Below are 26,077 nucleotides of genomic sequence, written 5' to 3' on the forward strand. Positions count from 1 at the left end.
TTAGAGTACTTACCATAAGATTTTTTTAAATTTTGATTTAACCTCAACACCAGCAATACATGCAAGACGAATTACACGAAAAAGCTACGGAAATTATTGGAAAAATTCTTGAGTTATCTCCAGAAGAAGCTAATAGTTTTATAGAAAAATCGTGCAAAGGCGATACCCAATTAAAAAAAACTGTTTTAGAATTATACCAAAGCATTCAAGAAGATGAGCTAACCTCTCCGAAAAAGAACGAAAAAGAAGAAGTAGTTGCTACTAAAGGCTTTTCAAAATCTAGAATTGGGGTGCATCAAAAAACGACAACACAAACCGTTTTTAGCAATATCTCGAACCTAGTATTCGGACATAAAATTGGTCGTCTTGCTACTTTAATCGTCTTTTTATTGATCGTATTCATGGGCGCTTTTTCTATTCGACATCAATACAGAAGTCGTTTGATGGAAATTGAAAGAGAAGAACAACAAGCGATTTTAAACATTCATGCAAAGTCTCTCGAACAATGGATTGAAATCAACAAAGAACTCATCCATGTAATTTCTTTAGACTCGTCTTTAATTGATATCACGGATCGTCTCGACAAAAAAGTTATAGAAGACCCTAGTTACGAAAGTATTAAAGAACCTAAATTTTCTGAGAATACCTATGCAGTTGTTGATAAGATCAGAAAAAAATACGGTTTAGAATCATTAAGTATTTTAAATAAGCGTGACCCAAGGTTTATGTCTATCACTGGAGAAGGCCTCAAAGGATTCAGCTCTGTTGCTCCCGATGTACATCTTGGAAACAAAGGATACGATTATTTCACGAGTTTTCAAGAAAAAAAAGATTTCCTTTTTATTCCACCCACCCACGACTCTGAACGTTTCAAGAGAATGCCATCTGAGCTAAAAGCATCCACCTTATGCACCTTTGTATACCCTGTTTGGAAAGAAGGAAAGTTTATCGGACTGATAGCATTTGACTCAAACGTAAATAAAGAATTTTCGTCGATTCTCAACCTTTCACAACACAACGAAACAGCCGAAACATACGCCTTTAATATAGAGGGTAGAATGATTTCTCGTAGTCGATTTGAAAAAGAAATACAGCAAACATTTTTATTAGAAAACGACACTACCAAAGAATCTAGTTTCAACATCGAACTATTAGATCCACAAGCAAATGTATTTGAGGTTGAACAACAAGTTGTGCCACAAATCGACCAATCTTTCACCAGAATTGTAGCACAAGCTATTTACCACCTCAACAAAAAAGACGGTATTTATAAGGGAGCCATTTCTCAACCCTATAATGACTATAGAGGTATTAAAGTAATAGGTACTTGGCTTTGGTTTCCTCAATATAACTTTGGATTGATCAATGAAATCGACGAAAGCGAAGCGCACTTGGCACTCCATTATTTTGATGGAGCATTTTATCTCTTTTTAGCATTTTTACTTGGACTAACGATTTTATTATACAAGAGCAACGTTCGTTTGGCATCTTTCGGAAAAAAAATGAAAGATTTTCAAAAACTAGGTCAATACCATTTAAAACAAAAATTAGGAGAAGGTGGTTTCGGAGAAGTTTACAAGGCAGAACACACCTTTTTGAAAACTCCCGTTGCTATTAAACTCCTCAAAAAAGAATTTATCGGTACCGATATGCTCGATCGTTTTCAAAAAGAAGTGAAGGTTACAGCTTCTCTATCAAACCCAAACACCGTGAGAGTTTTTGACTATGGAACTTCAAAAGACGGGCAATTTTATTATGTAATGGAATACCTAAATGGTATTACCTTAGATAAAATAGTTGAACAAGCTTCAGAAATGCCCGTAGGAAGGGTCGTACATATTTTATTACAGATAAGTTATTCTCTTGCAGAAGCACATAACAAAGGACTCGTTCATAGAGATGTAAAACCTATGAATATTATGATTTGCAACCAAGGTGGCTTGTATGACACAATCAAACTATTAGATTTTGGTTTGGTAAAAAACATTGACACGTCTTTAACGCAACAAACACAAATCAATCGAATTGGAGGAACCCCCATGTTTATGGCTCCTGAGAGATTAAGAGATCCGTACAATGCCAACCACAAAGTAGATATTTATGCGATAGGAGCGGTAGGGTTATACATGTTGAGTGGACAATTTTTATTAGAACTCATATCTCAAAAAATGTTATCTGGACAAACCACACTACAAGGAAATATGAGACAGCAACTAATAGAACGAAGTGATGTTCCAGAAGACCTAAAAACGCTGCTAGAAACTTGTATCTCATTTTCTGTAGATAAACGTCCTGAAACCACTGAAGTTCTAATTGACACGCTTGAAAAACTAAAAGAAAAATTTCCTTGGTCGAGACAGCAAGCCAAAGATTGGTGGAAAAAATACGATGTGTATTCGTAAATAACTTTTAAAAATTCCAATAAAAAAACCTCTAAAAAGATGTAGTAGCTACATGTTTTTAGAGGTTTTACAATTCTGTGACCGCGAAGGGATTCAAACCCCCAACCCTCAGAGCCGAAATCTGATGCGCTATTCAGTTGCGCCACGCGGCCTATTTAGTAATCCTTGTGTTTCTTATTTAAATTCAAAACCACAATTTTTACATTTATTCACTGTTTTAAAATAGATCGGAAAAACCATAAAAAGCAATGACAAAAATATTGAAAAAACACCTTTTGACCCTCTCATAGATTTGAAACCATATATCAATTCTTCTGAGTCACATATTGGACATTTTACTACATCATTATTTTCATCTAACAACTTCGATTCTTCTAATTTATGAATCACATCAAAAGACAAACGATAATCCTTTTCATGAACCTTGAGCTTAATACCACCCACGGTTATATTGTACAACGGATTTAAACTCACCAAATTTTCATCAAACAAATAAGCTCTTAATCCTTCGCTTTCTAGTTTGGTTTTATATAGATGAGCTTCGAATGAATTGTCGAATGTTTTTAGTGTCTTTAATGTCAAATCTTGATCTAAAACAAAATTAAGAAAGTAAAGACTTTACAATAACAGAAATCGCTTTTCCATCAGCTTTTCCAGCCAATTGTTTTGAAGCCATTCCCATAACTTTTCCCATATCTTTCATGCTCGAAGCTCCTGTTTGAGCAATGATCTCAGAAATCGCCGCTTTTACATCTTCTTCACTCATTTGCTCTGGTAAAAATTGTGCGATTACCTCAGCTTGAGCCAATTCGGGTGCTGCCAAATCTTCTCTACCTTGCTCAGAGAATAAAGCTGCACTGTCTTTACGTTGCTTCACCAATTTCTGAACCAATTTTAACTCTTGATCCTCTGATAATTCTTCCTTAGCACCACTTTCTGTTTGGGCTAATAATATCTCAGATTTTACTGCTCGTAAAGATTCTAAAGCAACGCTGTCTTTCGCTTTCATTGCTTCTTTCAACTTTACCATTATCTGTTTTTGTAAACTCATATTATCTTTTTTTGGTGTTTTCTGTAATTATTTGCGCTCGTAAATATAAAGAAATAGGCGGGTTTGCTAAAATAAAAAACCCGCACAATGGCGGGCATTTAATCTGTAGGGGTAAATTTCTTAATCTACATTGTCATGTAAAAACGAATTGTTTGACCTCAGTTGTATTTCGTCGTTATCATCTACGCTTAACGTAGTTCTTGATTGTGTTGTATCTGAAGAGTTTACATCATCTAAATCAACACCCATTCTTTTGTAGGCTGGTTGTTTTTCGATATCGTCAACGTTTTGACTCACACTATTCATAAACTTATAGTTAAATCTCTTTAATTTTTCTTTTCTGCTGTCTGCTCTATTTCTAATCTCAGAGATTGTAGCATCCAAAGGACTTACTTCTTTTGCTCCTACAACATCAATGTCCTCAACAGCAATTTCTTCTGTTGTTTTCATTGTAATTTGAAGTGCATCATCCTCCTCAATAGTTTCAGCTTTTACCTCCTCATGATCTACAACTTTGATATTTTCTATATCAAAAGTAGAAGCATTTTTTATGGTAGGTTGAATGTCAAAGTCTTCAAGTGTATAACGCGTAACTTTTTCAGTTTCTTGTTTTATCTCAATAGGATCCTTAACTTCAATTTCATTAATTGCTACAGGTGTAACATCTTCTTCTAATGTGTATCGCTTTATAGGTTCTTCTTCTGCAGTAGTTTCTTGTTTATCAAGAACAACTACTTCATGATCAATCACCTCAATTCCGTTGATAAAATCGTCAATACTATCGTCCAAATTAAAATAAACAGGCTCTTCTTCTTTCTTTGGCGCTTCTGAAGTAACCTCCTGAGCATCGACTACGGGGATATCGAACAACAGATCCATTTGAACGGGTGGTGTTTCAATAACTTCAGGCTCTTTCTTTGCAACTACTTCTTTGATTTCAAACTCCTCATCTTCAAAGTCAGACAGGTCATGTAAGATTTTATCTGATTTTATTTCTTCAAATTCAACATCTAAATTTTCAATAAAATTAGTTGTATGAATGATTTTATTTGGAACCTCTTCTTCTTCTTCTCCTAACTGATGTACAATTTTACTAGATTCTACAGGAGTCTCTTTCTTTCTGCTTAAAATCTGTTGTTTTAAAGAGTTTTTCTCTTCAAAACTATAAATAGCTTTTTGTTCATCTTCTAAAGTATGAATCACCTTTTTCACCTCTATATCAGATATTTCACATTGTTGATCGGCAGCAAAACCGGTAGCGACAACTGTAATTGATATTTCATCTTCTAAAGCTTCATCTTCACCAACACCCATTATGATATTAGCGTCATAACCTGCTTCTGTTTGAATGAAATCATTGATCTCTCCTATTTCATCCAAAGTCACTTCAACCTTCCCTGAAATAATCAACAACAAAACATTTTTCGCTCCAGTAATTTTATTGTCATTTAGCAATGGAGAATCCAACGCTTTTACAATCGCATTTTTAGCGCGATTGGTACCAGACTCTTTCGCTGATCCCATAATTGCAGTACCACTGTTTGACAGTACTGTTTTGGCATCGTGTAAATCTATATTTTGTTTGTAATGATGTGTAATTACTTCAGCAATTCCTCTAGAAGCCGTTGACAGCACCTCGTCAGCTTTTGAGAACCCTGCTTTGAAACCTAAGTTCCCATACACTTCTCTTAATTTATTATTGTTGATTACAATCAGTGAATCAACATTTTGACGCAATTCATCAACCCCTTTTTGTGCTTGTTGCGTACGCATTCTTCCTTCAAACTGAAAAGGCATGGTAACAATACCCACGGTAAGAATATCCATATCTTTTGCAATTTTTGCAATGATAGGTGCAGCTCCTGTACCTGTACCACCTCCCATTCCAGCAGTGATAAACACCATTTTAGTTTGTGTGGTTAGAATACTTCTAATTTCTTCTAAACTCTCTATAGCAGCCTCTTCACCAACTTCAGGGTTTGCACCTGCTCCTAAACCAGAAGTCAACGAAACTCCTAATTGTATTTTATTGGGGATAGGACTGTTTTCAAGGGCTTGTGCATCTGTGTTACAGATTACAAAATCTACCCCTTTCGTGTTTTGCTGAAACATGTGGTTTACAGCATTGCTTCCACCACCTCCTACACCAATAACTTTAATGGCGTTTGATTGTGATTTTGGCATATCAAATGAAATGTTATCGAATTCTGTGCTGCTCATAATAACGGGTTCTTTTTGACGATTAAATGGTTATTTTTTTATTCTTTCTATTCTGCGTTGTCTAAAAAATCTCTGAATCTCTCAGAAAATTTTTCAAAAATTGATTTTTTAGGAGCTGGTTTTGGCTTTTCCTCTTTCACAACTTCATCAACCGTTACATCATTTTCTTCTTCTTCAACTTCAGGTGAATCTGATGCTTCACCACCAAGCGTAAACTTCTCTCTTTCTGGATTTTCTACACGTTCCATTTTTTCTTGCTTCTCTAACCCTTCCATCAATAATCCAACTGCTGTTGCAAAGGTTGGACTACTCAAGGCTTCATCAGATCCACCAGCCAAATGTTCGTTTGGATACCCAATTCTAGTATCCATTCCAGTTATATATTCTACTAATTGCTTCAAATGTTTGACTTGAGCGCCCCCACCAGTCAAAACAATACCTGCAATTAGTTTTCCTTTTTGAGTTTCGTGTCCATAATTTTTTATCTCAAGGTACACTTGCTCAATAATTTCTGTAATTCTTGCGTGAATAATTTTAGATAAATTTTTCAGCGTTATTTCTTTCGGTTCACGACCTCTTAAACCAGGAATCGATACTATTTCGTTCTCTTTATTTTCACCAGGCCAAGCTGAACCAAATTTCACTTTCAATAATTCTGCTTGTTTTTCAATAATTGAACAACCTTCTTTGATGTCTTCAGTGATAACATTTCCTCCGAAAGGTATCACCGCTGTATGTCGAATAATCCCATCTTTAAAAATTGCCAAATCAGTTGTACCACCACCTATATCAATCAATGCTACTCCTGCTTCCTTTTCTTCTTGACTTAACACAGCAGATGCTGATGCCAATGGTTCAAGTGTGATTTCAGACAAATCTAAACCGGCACTTTTCACACAGCGTCCGATATTTTTAATAGAAGATACCTGTCCAACTACCACATGAAAATTAGCTTCCAATCTACCACCATACATACCGATGGTTTCTTTGATTTGCTCTTGACTATCGACCTTAAAATCTTGTGGTAAAACATGAATAATTTCTTCACCTGGCAACATCACTAATTTGTGTACTTGATTGATCAGGTTGTCAATATCTGTTTCATCAATTACTCTATCTGCATCATCACGTGTGATATAATCGCTATGGTGCAAGCTACGAATATGTTGCCCAGCTATTCCCACAACCACATCTTCAATATTGTAACCAGAAACATTTTCAGCTTCTTCCACAGCTTGTTGTATCGAAAGAATTGTTTGCGTAATATTATTTACAACACCTCTTTTAACACCAAGACTTTTAGCCTTTCCGATACCTAAAATTTCAAGTTTCCCATACTCGTTTTTACAACCAATAATGGCTACTATTTTCGTAGTTCCAATATCTAAGCCAACTGAGAAAGTCTTTTTTTCCATAAGTTAATTCTTTGTACAAACAACTTGGTTGCTAAATTTCAAATTAATCGTTTTATATGTAGCTACTTCATTACGCTGAATCATTTCATTGTAAAAAGCCTCTAATTTTTTAAATTTTAAATTCAAATTTTCAATTTTTCCGATGAACACTTTCTGATCGTATTTTCTGGTTTGTAAAATATAATCTCCCGTGGATTTTTTTTGAATCCCAACAATTAATTTTGACAAAAAAGAGTCACTATTTAACTTAGTAACTAAGCTGTAAATAGGTTGTAAATCTTCTTCATGCACCTCACCAGAAACCAACAATACTCTTGCAGAATAATTAGATGACAAAGGCATTTTAACACCCTGTTCATCAATATAGTAAACTTCTTTACCTGAGTTCACTCTTGCAATTGGAGTTCGTTGTTTGATCATCGTTTTCAACAGTCCATCAATAGTCAAATAGATTTTCACATCTTCAACTAGTGGATTTTGAAACACAGCATTTTCCAAATCATGTAAATTTATTAAGGATTTCGGCTGGTTTTTCACCTCTCCGTTTTTTTGTATTAACAATTTATTAACCATTTCGTGTGAAAGGAATAAATTCGCTCCATTTGAAAATTCAACTACCGAATTTTCCACTATTCTACTTGCATTACGCTCAGCACTAAAACCATACAAAAAAACAACTACACTCAGTAGAAATAAGCTTTTTATGTAAACAATATATTTTTTCATTGCCGTCTTGGTTCTTTAATTAAGAATTCGCCTTTTTAGTTGATAACTCTTCTGCTACCTCTTCTATCAATACTCCAATATCACCAGCACCAATCATCACAAATATTTTTGATTTGCTGTTCTTTATTTCTTCTAAAACTTCAGTTTTTTCAATCAGTTTTTTATGTTCATTATCAATTTTATCAAGTAACCATTCAGATGTCACCCCTGGAATAGGTAATTCTCTTGCCGGGTAAATATCCAACAATAGCACTTGATCAAAACCAGACAAACTTTCTGCAAACTCTTCTACAAAATCATTGGTTCGACTAAACAAATGCGGCTGAAATATTGCAGTTACACTAGCATCTAAATACATTTCTCTAACAGCTTCTAACACTGCCTTAATTTCTGTTGGATGATGCGCATAATCATCAATCAACACAAAATTTTCTTCTTTAATTTTATACGAAAAACGCCTCTTTACTCCTTTAAAACTTTTCAAAGCCTCTCTAATATCCATCAAAGAAACCCCATACTGTTCGGCAAGTGCGATTGCTGCTAAAGCATTTAATAAATTGTGTTTTCCAGGTAAGCAAAATTCAAAGTTATCTTCTTGAGAAAAAGGTGTTTTTACCGAGAACATATACACACCATTACTAATCGAAACATTCGAAATTTGATAATCAGCTTCTTCATTTACCGCATAGGTCAATCCCTCTAAAGGCAAACCTTTGCAAACGATTAGTTGTTTCGAAACTCTTTGAGAAAACTCAGCAAAAGAATTTTCCAAAGCTTCTTTTTCTCCATAAATATCTAAATGATCTGCATCCATCGATGTGATACATGCCAAATCTGGTGACAATTGCAAAAACGACCTATCAAACTCATCTGCTTCAACAACCGAAACTTTATCTTCACCTAAAATCAAGTTCGAATTGTAATTTTCAGTTATCCCACCTAAAAACGAAGTAGCACCTGTATTACAAACCTTCATGATATACCCTAAAATAGCGGAAGTGGTTGTTTTACCATGCGTGCCAGCCACCCCCAAACAGAATGTATTTCTAGTAATTTCACCCAACACTTGAGCTCTCTTCATCGTTGTAATATTCACATCAAAAAAGAAATTCAATTGCTTATGGTCTTTTGGCACAGCTGGAGTATAAACCACTAAAGTATTCTCGGTGTTTTTAAAAGCTTCAGGAATCAAACTCACAGTGTCTTCAAAATGAATTTCAGCCCCAAGATCTTCTAATGCAGCGGTAATATCAGAAGGCACTTTATCATACCCTGCAACTTGTTTTCCATTTGCACAAAAATACCTTGCTATGGCAGACATTCCGATCCCACCAATTCCAATAAAGTATACCCTATGTATTTCGTTTAAATTCAAATTAACTCCTTTTTTGATTTTGCAATTAATTTTTCAACTTGATCGACAATTGTTTTAGTCGCATTTGGCAATGCCAATTTTTTAATATTTTTTGCTAGACTTTTTTGCTTTTTATCATCATTGATCAGTGCTTTAAATTCATCTTCAAAAACATTGAGCTCAGACTCCTTTACCAAAATTGCCGCATCTTGATCAACCAAAGCCATTGCATTTTTCGTTTGATGGTCTTCTGAGACATTAGGCGATGGAATAAAAACTGTAGGCTTTCCTACGATGCACAATTCTGAAATAGAACTGGCACCAGCCCTGCTAATAATAAAATCAGCTGCTGCATAAGCCAAATCCATCTCTGCTAAATAAGCATGGGTCTGAACTCCCTCTTTAGCATCAAAACTTTTATACTCTTCAGCATAAAACTTACCTGTTTGCCAAATAATTTGAATTTTGTTGTCTTGAAAAAACGCTATTGAATTTGCAATCAAATTATTTACAGCACGCGCTCCTAAACTACCACCGATAACCAATAAGGTTTTTTTCGCAGTATCTAACTTAAAGAAATCCAAACCTGCCTCTCTTTTCGAGTGAACTGTCAAAAGATTCTGTCTTACAGGGTTTCCTGTTTTCGCAATCTTTTGTTTTGGAAAAAATCGATCCAATCCTTCATACGCCACACATATACTATCTGCTTTTTTAGACAATATTTTATTTGTTATTCCCGGATAAGAATTTTGCTCTTGAATCAAAGAAGGAACACCTTTGTTTGCCGCAACATACAGTACCGGACCACTTGCAAAACCACCTGTACCGATCACAATATCAGGCTTGAATCTTTTCACGATTTTTTTGGCGTTCCAAACACTACTCAAAAGCTTGAACGGAAACGACAAATTATCTATGGTAAGCTTTCTTTGAATCCCTGAAATCCACAGGCCTTCAATTTGATACCCAGCACTAGGAACTTTTTCCATTTCCATACGGTCTTTTGCCCCTACAAATAAAAATTCAGCATCAGTATACCTCTCTTTTATTTCATTCGCAATCGCAATAGCAGGATATATATGACCTCCTGTACCGCCTCCACTGATTAATATTTTTAATTTATCTGCCACTTTAATCATGTATTGTTTCATGAAGAATCGACAATGGATCTTCATTTTCTTCTTCTAACTGAGCCTCTGTTACTTCATTTGCAGAAGAAACACTTAATATAATTCCTAAACCAAAACACGTCATCCAAATAGATGTTCCCCCACTACTTATTAGCGGTAAAGTCTGACCTGTTACGGGTAATAAATTTGTTGCTACTGCCATATTGATCATGGCTTGAAAAATAATTGGAATCCCGATAGAAACCACCAACATCGTACCGAAAACCGTTCCGGCTTTTTTCGCAGCAATCAAGATTCGCATCAACAACAAAAAATAAAACGTTATCACAACCAATCCTCCAATCAACCCATATTCTTCGATAATTATCGCGAAAATAAAATCTGAAGTAGACTGTGGTAAAAAATTCTTTTGTACACTTTTTCCTGGCCCTCTTCCTGTTACTCCTCCTGTAGCAATTGCTATTTTAGCTTTTTCAACCTGATAACCTTCTGTCTCATTAGGATCTGAAAATCGCTCTATTCGACTCTGCCAGGTATTTACCCTGTTCGGCATAGCATCGGGAAAAGCTTTTGCAACAAGCACAAACAAACTCAAAGCAGCAACTCCCATTCCAAGAATATAAAGTATATATTTAACCGGGTAACCACCTAAATAAACCAACACCATTATCACAAAGAAAATAATCGCTGTCGTTGAAAAATTGGCTGGCAATATCAACGCCAAAGCCAAACCAACAGGAAGCCATAATTGCAATAAACTCTCTTTGAAACGAATTTCATTATCTTTATTTCTAGCAATATATCTCGCTACATAAACCAACAACACCAAAGACGCTAAGGTTGAAGTTTGAAACCCAACCCCCACAATAGGTACACGTATCCATCTACTAGCATTTGCACCTCCGATTGTAGTTCCTTGAGACAACGTATACACCAACAACACAATCACTAGTGGATACATTAAAACTGATCCACCACTGAAATATCGATACGGAATTTTATGCACTGCAAACATGATTGCAAATCCCATAAAAAGGAGAGCTGCATGTTTTACCAAATGCCCCATAGTCGATCCATTACCCACTACATACACCAAGTTTGTACTAGCACTATAAACCGGCATAAATGAGAATATTGCCAACATGGCCACCAATGCCCATATTACCCTATCTCCTTGTAGATGTTTGAATAAACTATTCATTTTTTCGTATTATAAATGTCTTACTGCATTTTTAAATTGCCTTCCTCGATCTTCATAACTCTCAAACAAATCGAAACTTGCGCAAGCTGGAGACAACAAAACATTTTCTCCTTTCGATGCAAGTTTATAAGCAATTTTAACTGCTTCATCAGCACTAGAAGTTTCTACCAACAAATCAACTACATCATCAAAAGCATGAATAATTTTAGAATTATCAACTCCTAAACAAATTATAGCCTTTACTTTTTCACGTACCAAAGGCATTAAATCTAGATAATCATTTCCTTTATCAACACCACCGACAATCCAGACTGTAGGAGCTTCCATGCATTCTAAAGCATAAAAGGTAGCATTCACATTTGTTGCCTTCGAATCGTTGATATATTGTACACCATTAATTTTTAAAACTTTTTCTAGACGATGTTCTGCTCCTTCAAAATCTTCAAGACTTTCTTTAATAACTTGTTTTCTAGCACGCATCATTTGCGCTGCCAACGATGAAGCCATCGCATTCTTTGTATTGTGCTTTCCTTTAATTGCTAGTTTAGAAATATCCATTTTTAAAACTTCTTTGTTTAATTTAGTTTGTATCTTATTTTCAACTATTTGCGCTCCAAAATCGACTTCTTCCTCTAAAGAAAAAGGAACCAATTGCGCTCTTGTGGTATTCGTTTCTAACCACGTTGTAATTTCTTTATTATCTGCATCGTAGATCAAATAATCATTCTCTGTTTGATTCTTCGTTATTAAAAATTTCGATGCGATGTAATTCTCAAATTTGTATTCGTACCGATCTAAATGATCTGGAGTTATATTTGTAATGATCGCGATATGAGGTTTAAAATCCTTTATACCATCCAACTGGAAACTACTCAACTCCAACACATAACTATCGAAATTTTTGGTTGCAACTTGCAACGCAAAGCTATCACCAATATTGCCTGCCATTCCTGTGTTGAAACCTGCCTTTTTTAATATATGATGTAACAACATTGTCGTAGTTGTTTTCCCATTAGAACCCGTAATACCGATCAAGGTTGCATCTGTATATTTCGCAGCAAATTCTATTTCAGACATTACTGGAATCCCTTTTTCTAACAACTGAACTACCAATGGAACCTTATCAGGAATCCCCGGACTTTTCATCACCAAATCAGCATTCAAAATCTTCTCAATAGTATGTTCTCCAGACTCAAATTCAATCTGATGTTCTTCGAGCTTTTTCTTGTACTCACTTTTGATAATACCCTTGTCTGAAACAAAAACCTCATAGCCTTTTTGTTTCGCCAAAATCGCGGTACCTACACCGCTTTCTCCTCCACCAAGAATTATCATTTTTTCCATCAGATACCTTATCTCAGTTTTAGTGTTACTATTGTTACTACAGCCAACATCAATCCTACAATTATAAACCTGGCTACGATTTTTGATTCGTGGTATCCAAGTTTTTGGTAATGATGATGCAAAGGAGCCATTTTGAAAATCCTTCTACCTTCACCATATTTTTTTCTTGTGTATTTAAAATAACTCACCTGCATCACCACAGAAAGATTCTCTATCAAAAAGATCCCTGCCAAAACCGGAATCAATAGTTCTTTTCGTGTAGCCACAGCAATTACCGCTATAATCCCACCTATTGTAAGACTTCCTGTATCCCCCATAAAAACTTGTGCAGGAAATGTATTGTACCACAAAAAGCCAATCAAAGCACCAGAAAACGCACTAATATAAACTACCATTTCACCTGAATTAGGTATGTACATTACATCTAAATAGTCAGCAAAAATTATATTTCCAGAGACCCATGCAAAAACCCCTAATGTCAAGACAATAATCGCAGAAGTTCCCGCGGCAAGTCCGTCGATTCCATCTGTTAAATTTGCACCGTTTGACACTGCAGTGATGATAAAAATTACAAGGGGTATGAATACCAACCAACCATATTTCTTAGAAGTATCTCCAAACCATTCTGTAACCATCGAATAATCTAATTCGTTATTTTTAAGAAACGGGAGTGTGGTTTTAATAGCTTTGAACTCTTCACCAAACAATTTAGGAACACCGCTTTCAGTTACTCTTTCTATTTGGGCCGTTGGCAACTTTTCTTTCATGGTTACTTCAGGATGAAAAAACAACATTCCACCAACAATCACTCCTAAACCAATTTGACCTAAAACCTTGAACTTCCCCTTCAAACCTTCTTTGTCTTTTTTAAACACCTTGATATAGTCATCTAAAAAACCTATCGCCCCCATCCAAACTGTAGTGATCAAAAGTATTATCACATATATATTATCAGTTTTAGCAAAGAGTAATACCGGAATCAACGTGGCAAAAATAATGATCAAACCGCCCATGGTTGGCGTACCAGCTTTTTGCACTTGACCATCCAAACCTAAATCACGGACCGACTCTCCGATTTGCATTTTCCTCAAGTAATTTATCACACGTTTTCCGTAAATTGTAGACAACAACAACGAAAATATAAAGGCCATAGAAGCCCTAAACGAAATATACTGAAACACTCCTGCCCCAATCAAATCGTAGTTTGCTTTTAAATAATCAAATAAATAATATAACATGTTTTATTTTTTTAAAGCTTGTAATAGTTCTTGAATTATTTCTTTATCATCAAAATGATGTTTGACTCCTTTTATATCTTGGTAATCTTCATGTCCTTTCCCGGCCACCAAAATGATATCACCTTTTTTTGCGATTTTTATCGCTGTTTTAATCGCTTGTTTTCTATCTAAAATCGACAAGGTTTTATCTTGAAATTCTTCTGCAACACCACTTTCAATTTCATCCAATATCACTTGTGGATCTTCAAACCTAGGATTGTCTGATGTAAAAACAACCTGATCACTTAGTGTAGTGGCTATATTCCCCATCTTCGAACGCTTAGTTCTATCTCTATCACCACCACAACCCACAACAGTTAATAAGGTTTCTTTCCCTGATCTAATTCCACCAATGGTATGTAGTACATTTTTCAAAGCATCAGGAGTATGTGCATAATCTACAATAGTTACGACACCCGTTTTTGAAATTGCATACTGAAAACGACCATCAACGCTTTCCAATTGACTAATCAACGGCAATACTATATTCTTATCCATTCCCAATTGCAAAGCAACTCCGTAAATCGCCAATAAATTTGACACATTAAAATCTCCTATCAAACGAACCCAGACCTCACTAGTATCAAGCTGAAGCAACATCCCAGAGAAACTTTTTTCTAGAATTCTAGCTTTGAAATCAGCCATCGTTTTTAACGCATAGGTACACTTTTTAGCACGTGTATTCTGAAGCATTACAGTACCATTTTTATCATCACCATTCACCAAAGCAAATGCGTTTTTTGACAAATCATCAAAAAACTTCTTCTTTACATCTCTATATTCTGCAAAAGTTTTGTGGTAATCTAAATGATCATGTGAAAGATTCGTAAACACCCCACCATCAAAATCTAAACCTTCTGTTCTCGATTGATGAATACCATGTGAACTCACCTCCATAAAACAATGCGTAACACCAGCCTTCAACATCTCTGACAAATAATAATTGATCGTCACAGAATCTGGTGTGGTATGTGTTGCCTCAAACTCTTCGTCAGAAATTTTTATTCTAACCGTTGACAACAAACCTGTTTTGTACCCCGCCAACTGAAACAAGTCATACAATAAAGTTGAAACAGTTGTTTTACCATTTGTTCCCGTAGTCCCTACCAATTTTAATTTTGACGAAGGGTTCCCGTAAAAATTGGAAGCAATATGCGCCAAAGCAACATCACTATTATCTACTTTGAGATACACAACAGTCGACACCAACTCAGCCGGAATCTCTTGACAAACAACGACGGTAGCACCTAAGTCAATTGCCTTATCAATAAATTTATGCCCATCAAAAGCAGTACCTTTCTGAGCCACAAACAAACCTCCAGCTTTCACTTTTCTAGAATCGAAAACAACAGCATTGATCAAGGGATTCGCATCTCCGATACGCCTCACAACTTTCAAATCATTTAATACGTTTTTTAATGCTACCATATCAACTCAACTTCAATACTATGGTTGTACCTTTTTTTATTCTCGTTCCCTTTCTTATCGATTGTCTCTTCACTCTACCAACACCCTCAAACTCTACCTTCATGCCTAAGTTTTCTAATACAGAAATCGCATCCATACCTGACATGCCGCGCACATCTGGAATTGTTTTTACTTCGTCATTCAACAAAGCATAATACGCTTCCATATCTTCTTCTAAATCCATCACTTCTGGTGCACTATTTTCAACTTGCGTTTTTATAGGAGCCGAAGCATACATCTTTTGAGCAATTTTTTTAAATACTGGTGCCGCAACTGTAGCCCCGTAATATCCCTTTTTCTTATCTGGATTATGTACTACAACAATACAAGAATACTTAGGTGCGTCAGCCGGAAAAAATCCTGCGAAAGATGCCGTATAATGTTTGCTCGAATAATACCCTCCATGCAGTTCTCCATGCTCATCTTTAGTAACCGGAATAAACTTTTTCGCAGTACCTGTTTTACCAGCCATAGAAAAGTTTGGTGTATAGATATTTGTTGCCGTACCTTGTTCAACCACTTTCTCTAAAACCCGACGTAACTTTTTAACCGTTTCCATAGAAGCTATTTTCGGATTTAAAACTTCCGTTTCAAAAACCTTATCTATCTTTCCTTCAGTTCGCAATTCACTTACAAACTTTGGCTTTACCATCACACCATCATTTGCAATAGCGTTGTAAAACGTTAAGGTCTGTAATGGAGTCAATGAGATACCATACCCCCAAGCCATCCACTCTAAAGAAATTCCATTCCAACGCTTTTTATCTTTTGGTGAAGGAATATAGGGTGCTCCCTCTCCTTTTATCTCTAATCCTAATTTCGAACCAAATCCAATTTCATTGATTGCATCCACAAATTTTTGAGGATTTTGTTTGTAGTGCTTCTGTATCAATTTCACGATACCTACATTTGAAGAAACTTCAATTACTCGACCCGCAGATATCTTTCCATACCCACCTCTATGAGAATCTTCTACTTTTTTTCTATGTATATAAATACGCCCTTTTTCAGTATCCACTACAGTACTTGTGTCAACAACTTTATCTTCTAAAGCAACCAACAAACTCGCTACTTTAAAAGTAGAACCAGGTTCATGAGACTCCCAAACAGCATAATTTCTCTTCTCATAGAATTTCCCTTTAGAAGTACGCCCTAAATTTGCGATGGCTTTTATATTTCCCGTTTTGGTTTCCATCACGATCACACAACCGTGATCTGCTTCAAATTTCTCTAACTGTTCTAACAAAGCATGATGCGCAATATCTTGCACATTGATATCGATTGTAGTAATTACATCACTACCATCTTTTGGCTCAACTTCATTATTATCATTGATAGGCTTCCACTGATTTTTTGCGATTTTCTGCTTCATACGCCAACCAACACTTCCTTCTAAGTATTCGGTATACGCACCTTCAATACCTACCTCACCACGGTAATCATCATAACCAATAGTTCTTTCTGCAATTTTACCAATAGGATGCTCTCTAACCGTACGTTGTTCCGTAATAAAACCTCCCTTATACAAGCCCAATCGGAAAATCGGAAAGCTCTTTACTTTCAAATAGTCCATATAGCCAAGATTTCTCGCAATCAGTAAATACCTGTTTTTTGTTCTACGAGCTCTTCTGAAATATGTTTTATAATACTGAATCGGTTTACCAAACATTGCCGCCATTGACTCAGACAAGGCATGTATATTTTTCTCAAAAACATCATCACTCACCGTAACAACATCCATTCGAATATCATACTTAGACATAGAAGTTGCCAACAGACTACCTCTTGCCGAAACTACATTTCCACGATTGTAATAAATGGTATCTTTTCGTATCGTTCTATTTTCAGAGATATCGCGATACTTATCACCCTCTAAGTATTGAATTCGGGCAATCTTCACAAAAACAACCAACAGAAAAAGGGTCATCAAGACAACTACTATCGATAGTCTACTCAATATGCCTTTTTGTTCTGTACTCACTTTAGTTTGATTTTGTCGTTACTTTAATTTTTACTGGGGGTGTCGTAGGTGACCCCAAACCTCTTTCTTTTAATTTCTGTCTAACCGATGACTCCATTTTCATTCGCGTTAAATAAGTCCCCGAATCTATATAGAGTGCTTTTAATTTCTTCATTTCATTATTCATTCTTGAAATCTCCATCACCTTCCGATCAGCATTGTGTGAACTTGAGATCATAAACAATAGTAAAAACACTACAAACAAGATTATCCTCCAATTTCTAAACGCCCCCTCATCTACTAAAAAACCTCCTTTTAAGACATCATAGATTTTCATACTACTTAACCTTTTGCTCTTTTAGTGTTGCAATTCGCAATTTTGCACTCCTTGCACGATTGTTAATTTTTATCTCTTCACGCGTTGGAACGATCATTTTACCAACAGGTTTTAACGGAACATCAACATTTCCATAAAAATCTTTTTCAGGCTCTCCCTCAAACAATCCGTTCTTCATAAACCGCTTTACCAACCTATCTTCTAATGAATGGTAGGAGATAATACTCAACCTACCATTCACTTCCAATAACTTAGGGGTCTGTAGCAAAAATTCTTTCAACACCTCCAACTCTTGATTTACTTCAATTCGGATGGCTTGAAAAATCTGTGCCAATATCTTATGCTCTTTCGCCTTAGGTAGAAACTGCTGCAACACTTCTTTTAACCTAAAACTCGTTCTTATCTCTTCTATCTCTCTTTCATCTACAATTTTCGCAGCCAAAGCTCTTGCATTACGCAACTCGCCATACTGAAACAAAACACTACTCAACTCCTCTTCCCCATATTTATTCACAACCGAATAACCAGACAACTCATCTGTCTTATTCATTCTCATATCCAACTCAGCATCAAAGCGCGTAGAAAAACCACGTTCAGCCTCATTAAATTGATGAGACGAAACCCCTAAATCACCTAGAATTCCATCCACCTTATTAACTCCATAAAACTTTAAAAACCGAGAAATATACCTGAAGTTCTCTTGAATCAACACAAAACGCTCGTCATCAATATTATTTCTCTGTGCATCAGGATCTTGATCAAAAGCATACAATCTTCCATTCGACCCCAAACGGCTTAAGATCTCCCTTGAGTGACCACCTCCTCCAAACGTAACATCCACATACACCCCATCAGGTTTGATACTCAACGCATCAACACTTTCTTTTAGTAATACCGGATTATGATATTCCTCCATCTCCTTCATTATTTACATTCCCCATAACCTCTTCTGCCAAATCGGCAAAATCCAAAGCAGCCTCATCAATTGCCTGCTCATATTTGTCTTTGTCCCAAATTTCGATAATTGATATTGCCGAAGACATCACAACCTCTTTAGTAATTCCAGAAAACACAAGTAAATCTTTTGGAATCAACAAACGACCATTTGCATCTAACTCAACTTTTTTTACGCCAGCCGTAAAGCGACGAATAAAATCATTATTCTTTTTAACAAAGCGATTCAAGCCATTCATTTGCGCCATTACGGTATTCCACTCTTTCATTGGATACAGCTCTAAACACGGCTGAAAAACAGAACGCTTCAACACAAAACCCTCGTGCAAAATTGGATCCAATTGCTTTTTCAAAGCAGCAGACAAAAGCATTCTCCCTTTAGAGTCCGCTTTACATTCGTATGTTCCAATAATACTTTCCAAAATTTAATTTTAGGTTCTATAGAATTCAAAAGTAAGAATTTTTAACCACTATTTACCACATTCTCCCACTTTGTTAATAAGTTTTCCCATTTCCCAAGCAAGAAGCTACATTGCTCATAATCTGATTTTTAAAAACGGTTCTATAAAATTCTACAAGAAAGAAGTGCAAAATGTTTTTTTACAAAAAAAAGATTACATTTGTCAATCGGAAAATTATACTTAAATGATCGATAAAATTTATACGGAAGGAGAATTTAAATACAAAGAGGCTGGTGAAGGCAAGCCAATTATTCTCTTGCACGGTTTGATGGGAACAGTCGGAATGTTCGACAGAATTCTTGAATATTTTGCCGATAAAGGCTACCATGTAATGGTACCGGAACTACCTATCTACAGCCTCCCACTACTAAAAACAAACGTGAAACATTTTTCGTTGTTTATCAAAAGATTTATTGAGCACAAGAACCTTGAAAAACCTATTTTGGTAGGAAATTCTTTAGGTGGGCATATCGCCTTATATATCACAAAACATTACCCTGAAATGGTTAGCAATCTTGTACTAACTGGTAGTTCTGGTTTGTATGAAAGTGCCATGGGTGATAGCTATCCTAAAAGAGGTGACAGAGTGTATGTGAGAAAAAAAGTAGAGATGGTATTCTACGACCCAGCTACAGCCACTGAAGAAATGGTAGATGATTTGTTTGAGGTCGTAAACGATAGAGGAAGTGTTTTAAGAATCCTTTCTCTTGCCAAAAGTGCTATTAGACACAACATGGCAAAAGACTTACCTGACATGAAATTAGAAACCTGTTTGGTTTGGGGTAAACAAGACACTGTAACACCACCAGAAGTAGCAAACGATTTTAACAAATTGATGCCTAATTCCGAGTTATTTTGGATTGACAAATGTGGTCATGCTCCAATGACCGAGCACCCTGATCAATTTAATAAAATTGTTCACGATTGGCTAATAAAGCACAATCTTTAACAACTCATAAACAAACACAAATTTTACTAAAAATTTGTGTTTGTTTTTTATATGCATACCCATGAAAATAAAGACTGCTGTTTTTGAAATCAGTAATTCTGATGTAAGTAAATGTCCTAAAGAAAGAATACCAGAATACGCGTTTATTGGACGCTCAAATGTTGGTAAATCTTCTCTGATAAATATGCTAACAAACCACAGCAAACTAGCTAAAACATCAGGGACACCAGGAAAAACACAACTTATCAATCATTTTAAAATCAACGAAAATTGGTTTTTAGTTGATTTACCAGGATACGGTTACGCCAGAGTCTCTAAAAAGACTAAAAGAACTTTTCAGTCGTTTATTAAAAATTATTTTTTACAAAGAGAACAACTAATCGGAACCTTCGTATTAATCGATTCTAGACACGAACCACAAAGAATAGACATGGATTTTATGGAGTTTCTTGGAGAGAACCAGATTCCATTTTGCATTATCTTCACAAAGGCCGACAAACTAACCCCCAACAAACTAAAGAAAAATATTGAGATTTACAAAACCAAGTTACTAGAAGATTCTTGGGATATTTTTCCGGATTATTTTGTTACTTCATCCACATCTAAAGAAGGTAGAGATTCTGTACTAGATTTTATCGCAAAGATAAACGAGCAACTCAAAGAATAATATTGCCAAATTTTTCGCGCTGTGAAATCAACTTCAAATAACATCGACATTCTATTCGAAGACAATCATATCATTGTCGTCAATAAAAGAACTGGAGATTTAGTACAGGGAGACATAACCGGTGACGCTCCGTTAAGCGACATCTTAAAAGAATACATCAAAAAAAAATACAACAAGCCTGGGAACGTATATTTAGGGGTAGTTCACCGATTAGACCGTCCTACGACTGGGATTGTAATTTTCGCTAAAACTTCGAAAGCCCTTGAGAGGTTAAACAAAATGCTTCGAGAAAAAACGATTGACAAAACCTACTGGGCAATCGTTAAAAACAAACCAAAAAAAGCTTCAGACACCTTAATAAATTTTCTAAGAAAAAACCCAAAAAACAACAAAGCGACTGTTTTTAACGAAGATGGAAAAGACAGAAAAAAAGCAATACTCCATTACAAAACCATCAAGAATTTAGACAATTATTATTTGTTAGAAATTGATTTAGAAACCGGGAGACATCATCAAATCCGAAGCCAATTGGCAAACATAAATTGTCCTATTAAAGGAGATTTAAAATATGGATTTAACCGAAGTAATAAAGATGCAGGAATCCATTTACATGCAAGAAAAATAAACTTCATACATCCGGTAAAAAAAGAAAAAATTGAAATCATCGCTCCGACACCTAAAGACCCTATTTGGGACGCCTGCGCATCATCATAACGTATTACAATCAAAAAATTTCTCATTATGAATTTCAAAGAACTCGCAACAAAACGTTATTCAACCAAAAAGTACGACCGCACTAAAAGCGTTTCCGAAAGAGATCTTCAAACCTTGAAAGAAATACTTGTATTGTGTCCTTCTTCGGTCAACAGTCAGCCTTGGAAATTTACTTTCATTTCAAATAACTCTCTGAAAAATAAACTTTCTAAAGTATCGCAACATAACGAAAGTAAAATTCAAGAAGCAAGCCACCTTATTGTTTTTAATGCTATTGATAACTTGCAACTTTTAGAAGAACAAGTAGAAAAAATTATGCCTGAAGAAAGAGTTGCCTTATTCAAAAAACATGTTGGGTCACTAACAGAAGAAGCAACAAAAGTCTGGATAGAGAAACAGGTTTATATCGCACTTGGTTTTTTCTTGAGTGCCTGTGCTAGCATGGATATTGATGCTACACCAATGGAAGGTATCGAAGTCGACAAATACAAAGAAATTCTAAATTTAAAGAACTACAAACCACAATTTGCCGTTTGCATAGGGTACCATGACAAAGAAGATCTTAACCACCCAAGTGTCACGGCCAAATCAAGATTACCCTTAAACGAGGTTATCGAAGACATTTTATAAACTACGCTATACTAGAAACTGAAACAATTCTGGACTATCGTTAAGGTACTCACCTAGAAAGCCTTTTTCTTTCACCCGATCTAATAGTGGCGAAAAATCTGCTTTATTTTTAAGTTCTATACCGACCACTGCTGGTCCTTTATCCCTACTCGTTTTTTTTGTGTACTCGAAGTATGCTATATCATCGTTTGGACCTAATACATCCACAACAAACTCCCTAAGCGCTCCTGCTCTTTGAGGAAAACGTATGATAAAATAGTGTTTTAAGCCTTCATACAAAAGAGAGCGCTCTTTCATCTCTTCCATACGGGTAATATCATTATTCCCCCCACTTACAATACAAACGACATTTTTACCTTTGATCTCTTCTTTATACAGATCTAGTGCTGTAATTGACAATGCTCCCGCTGGTTCAATAACCAACGCGTTTTCATTGTAAACTTTTAATATTGTTGAACAAACCGCCCCTTCTGAAACGGTATTCGACTCATACAACAAATCTTTACATATTTTAAACGAGCGATCCCCCATTCTTTTTACAGCAGCTCCATCAACAAACTTCTCAATTGAATCAAGTGTTGTATTCACACCTTTCTCTAAAGAAACTTTTAAAGACGCTGCCCCTTCAGGTTCAATTCCGATGATTTTAGTAGATGGACTCAAAACACTAAACACACTAGCTACTCCAGCAGCGAGACCACCTCCTCCTACAGGTAGAAACAAATAATCAATCGTATCTTTTGCTTGATCAACAACCTCTAACCCTACAGTCCCCTGACCTGCAATTACATCCGTATCATTAAATGGATGCACAAAAGTTGCCTCATTTTTAACACAATAATCTGAAGCTGCATCAAAACTAGCATCAAAAGTATCTCCAACCAATACTATTTCAACAAAATCTTGACCAAACATACGTACCTGACCTATCTTTTGATTAGGAGTAGTTGTAGGCATAAAGATCACCCCTTTTGTTTTTAACTTTTGACAGGCTAAAGCAACACCTTGTGCATGATTACCCGCACTCGCGCATACAACACCATTTCTGAGTTCTTCTTTCTTTAGATTTTTTATTCTATTGTAAGCACCTCTAATTTTATAGGATCGTACAATCTGTAAATCTTCACGTTTAAAAGAAATATTTGCTTCATACTTCTCAGAATAATTAGTCATTACATCCAAAGCAGTTTTTACAACTACCGATTTGATGTTTTTTTGTGCTTTTAAAATTTTCTCTATCGGAATCATAACTTTTCTTCTTTTACTATAAACGTAGATTTGATACTTTCTTTTTGCAAATCTTGAAATGACATTCTTTTTTCATCAGTAATAAATGCGTCGAACATTTTTATTGATGAAAACGAAATCAAATGAATCTCATACGGAATTTCTCCATCAACAGAATAGGAAACCTCTTTATCAGCACGAACTCTATAAATCAAAGTTCCTTCAAAATCAGACAACAAAGGCAAAACCAAATTCTCATATGATTCGAACACTTGTTCTTTTCCTTCCTTCACAAATAAAAATGCAGTTACAAAAATCATCTCTTCAATATTCTATAAATTCAAACATATAAAAAAAGCCTGATAAACTTTCGTCTATCAGGCTCTATATCTGTTCGTATAAAATTATACGATTTTCTTCATTGCCGTCATAGACTCTCTTAAGTACTGACCAATTTCTTCAACACCATGATCTCTAATCACAGCATTCACCTCAATCAATTCTTTATTATCTACACCTGTATCTCCTTCAGAGAAAGGTCTTCCTACCATATTACTTGGTGCATTCTTCACGTAATCAGCGATCAATGGTTTTGCAGCATGATCAAATAAGTAACATCCGTACTCAGCAGTATCAGAAATTACGCTGTTCATTTCGTACAACTTCTTTCTTGCAATTGTGTTAGCAATTAACGGAGTTTCATGTAATGACTCGTAGTAAGCAGACTCGTCAATAATTCCCGACTCAACCATTGCCTCAAAAGCCAACTCAACACCTGCTTTTACCATTGCAACCATTAAAGTACCATTATCATAGTATTCTTGCTCAGAAATCTCAACATCTCCAGCAGGAGTTTTCTCGAAGTTAGTTTCAGCAGTAGCCGCTCTCCAAGTCAACAAGTTTTTATCGTCATTTGCCCAATCCTCCATCATAGTTTTTGAGAAGTGTCCTGACATGATATCGTCCATATGTTTTTGGAACAATGGGCGCATGATATCTTTTAAATCTTCAGATGCCTTAAATGCAGCTATTTTAGCTGGGTTAGACAATCTATCCATCATGTTTGTGATTCCACCATACTTCATTCCTTCAGTAATAGTTTCCCATCCATATTGAATTAATTTAGAAGCATAACCTGGCTCAACACCTTCTGCCACCATTTTATCAAAACACAAGATAGAACCTGTTTGTAACAATCCACAAAGAATTGTTTGCTCACCCATTAAATCTGATTTTACCTCAGCAACAAATGAAGAATGCAAAACACCAGCAGTATGACCACCAGTTCCAACAGCATATGCTTTTGCATAATCCCATCCTTTTCCTTCTGGATCATTCTCAGGGTGTACTGCGATTAATGTAGGTACTCCAAATCCTCTTTTGAATTCTTCTCTTACCTCAGAACCTGGAGACTTAGGCGCCACCATGATTACTGTAATATCTTTTCTAACTTGCATTCCCTCTTCAACAATGTTGAATCCATGAGAATAAGACAAAGTAGCTCCTTTTTTCATCAACGGCATAACAGCTGTAACTACTGCAGTGTGTTGTTTATCTGGAGTTAAGTTGATTAACAAATCAGCTGTAGGAATCATTTCTTCATAAGTACCTACTGCAAATCCATTTTCAGTTGCATTGATGTAAGATTGTCTTTTTTCAGCGATTGCAGCTGGTCTCAATGTATAAGACACATCTAAACCTGAATCTTTCATGTTTAACCCTTGGTTTAACCCTTGAGCACCACATCCAATAATAACTATTTTTTTACCTTTCAATGCTTCTACACCTCCATCAAATTCTGATCTATCCATGAACTCACATTGACCTAATTGATCTAATTGCTCACGTAAAGAAAGTGTGTTAAAATAATTTGCCATTTTTCTTTTGTTTGTTAATTTATTTAAAACTAATCGATTGCTTTGCCAATACAAGCTGCAACCAACCAATACATTTGTTTTTTTTAATTGCGTTTGCAAAAGTATAAAATCCTTTGCTTAATTCTTAATAATCTTACGATTATCTCTAAAAAAAACCTAACAAAAACTAAAATCTGTTAGGTTTTTAATACACTATAAATTTTTTAGCTGTTCAGAAATCTTCATTTCTGTTTTCGATACAGAAATTCTACCTGTTCGAACAAACTGCATAATTCCATAGGGAGCTAGCTGATTGTACAGCTCTTGCGTTTCTTTTCGAAATCCTGTTTTTTCTATAACAAAAAACTCAGGATTCACAGTAACTATGGAAGCATGACTATTTTTGATAATATTTTGAATCTCTCTTTTATCAAAAAGCAAATTAGATGCTATCTTGTACAAAGCTGTTTCATGGAAAATAATCTCATCATCTGTATGATAATAAGCCTTAATTACCTCAATTTGTTTTTCAATCTGCCCAACTAATTTCTTCACCGCAACTTCTGTCATTCTAGCTGCAATCGTAAAACGATGTACATTTTCAATTTCAGACTGAGAAACATTTAAGCTCTCTATATTGATATGTCTTTTTAAGAAAATAGTTGCAATTCTATTTAATAACCCTGGATTATTTTCTGTGTAAACAGAAATTGTAAATAATTGTTTTTCCATTTT

At 35.5% G+C, this 26,077-nt stretch carries 24 protein-coding genes and 1 tRNA gene; 5 read left to right on the forward strand and 20 right to left on the reverse strand.

Translation table 11 applies throughout. The annotated features are described in order from the left end of the window. The first annotated feature begins 59 nt into the window (after positions 1-59). Entirely contained in the window at positions 60-2,402 is a 2,343-nt protein-coding gene (locus F6P99_RS01475; RefSeq protein WP_152285669.1) for a serine/threonine-protein kinase, read from the forward strand. 78 nt (positions 2,403-2,480) lie between these two features. Here F6P99_RS01475 and F6P99_RS01480 read toward each other — a convergent pair. The 16 genes from F6P99_RS01480 to F6P99_RS01555 all read right to left on the reverse strand — a co-directional run bounded on the left by F6P99_RS01480 (position 2,481) and on the right by F6P99_RS01555 (position 19,260). After that, positions 2,481-2,554 (reverse strand) — tRNA-Arg (locus F6P99_RS01480). A gap of 22 nt (positions 2,555-2,576) precedes the next feature. Further along, positions 2,577-2,984: a putative signal transducing protein gene (locus tag F6P99_RS01485; protein ID WP_152285670.1), complete on the reverse strand. Its 408-nt coding sequence runs from the start codon at positions 2,982-2,984 to the stop codon at positions 2,577-2,579. Positions 2,985-3,003: 19 nt separating this feature from the next. Then, positions 3,004-3,453, reverse strand: coding sequence for a GatB/YqeY domain-containing protein (locus F6P99_RS01490; protein WP_152285671.1), 450 nt, complete (start codon positions 3,451-3,453; stop codon positions 3,004-3,006). Between the two features lie 120 nt (positions 3,454-3,573). Continuing rightward, positions 3,574-5,673: a cell division protein FtsZ gene (ftsZ, locus tag F6P99_RS01495; protein ID WP_152285672.1), complete on the reverse strand. Its 2,100-nt coding sequence runs from the start codon at positions 5,671-5,673 to the stop codon at positions 3,574-3,576. Positions 5,674-5,720: 47 nt separating this feature from the next. Next, positions 5,721-7,088, reverse strand: a complete 1,368-nt coding sequence (gene ftsA / locus F6P99_RS01500; RefSeq protein WP_152285673.1) for a cell division protein FtsA — start codon at positions 7,086-7,088, stop codon at positions 5,721-5,723. A 3-nt stretch (positions 7,089-7,091) separates the two neighbouring features. After that, positions 7,092-7,814, reverse strand: coding sequence for a cell division protein FtsQ/DivIB (locus tag F6P99_RS01505; RefSeq protein ID WP_152285674.1), 723 nt, complete (start codon positions 7,812-7,814; stop codon positions 7,092-7,094). A gap of 19 nt (positions 7,815-7,833) precedes the next feature. Continuing rightward, positions 7,834-9,189 (reverse strand): UDP-N-acetylmuramate--L-alanine ligase, encoded by a 1,356-nt coding sequence (gene murC / locus F6P99_RS01510; protein WP_152285675.1) that lies wholly within the window; start codon positions 9,187-9,189, stop codon positions 7,834-7,836. After that, a complete protein-coding gene (murG, locus tag F6P99_RS01515) occupies positions 9,186-10,319 on the reverse strand; it encodes an undecaprenyldiphospho-muramoylpentapeptide beta-N-acetylglucosaminyltransferase (protein ID WP_226912984.1) in 1,134 nt (377 codons plus the stop codon). The genes murC and murG overlap by 4 nt, the downstream gene beginning before the upstream one ends. Beyond that, positions 10,300-11,499, reverse strand: coding sequence for an FtsW/RodA/SpoVE family cell cycle protein (locus F6P99_RS01520; protein WP_152285676.1), 1,200 nt, complete (start codon positions 11,497-11,499; stop codon positions 10,300-10,302). The genes murG and F6P99_RS01520 overlap by 20 nt, the downstream gene beginning before the upstream one ends. Positions 11,500-11,508: 9 nt before the next feature. Beyond that, positions 11,509-12,843 (reverse strand): UDP-N-acetylmuramoyl-L-alanine--D-glutamate ligase, encoded by a 1,335-nt coding sequence (gene murD / locus F6P99_RS01525; RefSeq protein ID WP_152285677.1) that lies wholly within the window; start codon positions 12,841-12,843, stop codon positions 11,509-11,511. A gap of 8 nt (positions 12,844-12,851) precedes the next feature. Continuing rightward, positions 12,852-14,081 (reverse strand): phospho-N-acetylmuramoyl-pentapeptide-transferase, encoded by a 1,230-nt coding sequence (mraY, locus tag F6P99_RS01530; RefSeq protein WP_152285678.1) that lies wholly within the window; start codon positions 14,079-14,081, stop codon positions 12,852-12,854. A 3-nt stretch (positions 14,082-14,084) separates the two neighbouring features. Then, positions 14,085-15,548: a UDP-N-acetylmuramoyl-L-alanyl-D-glutamate--2,6-diaminopimelate ligase gene (locus F6P99_RS01535; RefSeq protein ID WP_152285679.1), complete on the reverse strand. Its 1,464-nt coding sequence runs from the start codon at positions 15,546-15,548 to the stop codon at positions 14,085-14,087. Between the two features lies 1 nt (position 15,549). Continuing rightward, the gene (locus F6P99_RS01540; RefSeq protein ID WP_394349530.1) at positions 15,550-17,568 is read right to left on the reverse strand and encodes a penicillin-binding protein; all 2,019 of its coding nucleotides are present in this window, start codon (positions 17,566-17,568) and stop codon (positions 15,550-15,552) included. A 1-nt stretch (position 17,569) separates the two neighbouring features. Beyond that, the gene (locus tag F6P99_RS01545) at positions 17,570-17,884 is read right to left on the reverse strand and encodes an FtsL-like putative cell division protein (protein WP_152285680.1); all 315 of its coding nucleotides are present in this window, start codon (positions 17,882-17,884) and stop codon (positions 17,570-17,572) included. Between the two features lies 1 nt (position 17,885). After that, complete coding sequence (rsmH, locus tag F6P99_RS01550) at positions 17,886-18,800, reverse strand: 16S rRNA (cytosine(1402)-N(4))-methyltransferase RsmH (RefSeq protein WP_152285681.1); 915 nt, start codon at positions 18,798-18,800, stop codon at positions 17,886-17,888. Then, entirely contained in the window at positions 18,784-19,260 is a 477-nt protein-coding gene (locus F6P99_RS01555) for a division/cell wall cluster transcriptional repressor MraZ (RefSeq protein ID WP_152285682.1), read from the reverse strand. Before F6P99_RS01555 ends, rsmH begins: the two co-directional genes overlap by 17 nt. Positions 19,261-19,483: 223 nt before the next feature. On the opposite strand from F6P99_RS01555, the gene F6P99_RS01560 reads away from it, so the two are divergent. The 4 genes from F6P99_RS01560 to F6P99_RS01575 all read left to right on the forward strand — a co-directional run bounded on the left by F6P99_RS01560 (position 19,484) and on the right by F6P99_RS01575 (position 22,259). Then, positions 19,484-20,248, forward strand: coding sequence for an alpha/beta fold hydrolase (locus tag F6P99_RS01560; protein WP_152285683.1), 765 nt, complete (start codon positions 19,484-19,486; stop codon positions 20,246-20,248). 61 nt (positions 20,249-20,309) lie between these two features. Continuing rightward, complete coding sequence (gene yihA, locus F6P99_RS01565) at positions 20,310-20,915, forward strand: ribosome biogenesis GTP-binding protein YihA/YsxC (protein WP_152285684.1); 606 nt, start codon at positions 20,310-20,312, stop codon at positions 20,913-20,915. A gap of 21 nt (positions 20,916-20,936) precedes the next feature. Beyond that, positions 20,937-21,629, forward strand: coding sequence for an RluA family pseudouridine synthase (locus F6P99_RS01570; RefSeq protein WP_152285685.1), 693 nt, complete (start codon positions 20,937-20,939; stop codon positions 21,627-21,629). Between the two features lie 27 nt (positions 21,630-21,656). Then, a complete protein-coding gene (locus tag F6P99_RS01575; RefSeq protein ID WP_152285686.1) occupies positions 21,657-22,259 on the forward strand; it encodes a nitroreductase family protein in 603 nt (200 codons plus the stop codon). Positions 22,260-22,265: 6 nt separating this feature from the next. Here the strand turns inward: F6P99_RS01575 and ilvA are convergent, their stop codons facing one another. The 4 genes from ilvA to ilvN all read right to left on the reverse strand — a co-directional run bounded on the left by ilvA (position 22,266) and on the right by ilvN (position 26,074). Then, positions 22,266-23,507, reverse strand: coding sequence for a threonine ammonia-lyase IlvA (gene ilvA / locus F6P99_RS01580; protein ID WP_152285687.1), 1,242 nt, complete (start codon positions 23,505-23,507; stop codon positions 22,266-22,268). Next, the gene (locus F6P99_RS01585) at positions 23,504-23,806 is read right to left on the reverse strand and encodes a DUF1330 domain-containing protein (RefSeq protein WP_152285688.1); all 303 of its coding nucleotides are present in this window, start codon (positions 23,804-23,806) and stop codon (positions 23,504-23,506) included. The genes ilvA and F6P99_RS01585 overlap by 4 nt, the downstream gene beginning before the upstream one ends. 84 nt (positions 23,807-23,890) lie before the next feature. Continuing rightward, positions 23,891-25,363: a ketol-acid reductoisomerase gene (gene ilvC / locus F6P99_RS01590; RefSeq protein ID WP_152285689.1), complete on the reverse strand. Its 1,473-nt coding sequence runs from the start codon at positions 25,361-25,363 to the stop codon at positions 23,891-23,893. 192 nt (positions 25,364-25,555) lie between these two features. Further along, entirely contained in the window at positions 25,556-26,074 is a 519-nt protein-coding gene (gene ilvN, locus F6P99_RS01595) for an acetolactate synthase small subunit (protein WP_152285690.1), read from the reverse strand. Positions 26,075-26,077: the final 3 nt, after the last annotated feature.

It is taken from the genome of Flavicella marina (assembly GCF_009193215.1).
Classification (GTDB): domain Bacteria; phylum Bacteroidota; class Bacteroidia; order Flavobacteriales; family Flavobacteriaceae; genus Flavicella; species Flavicella marina.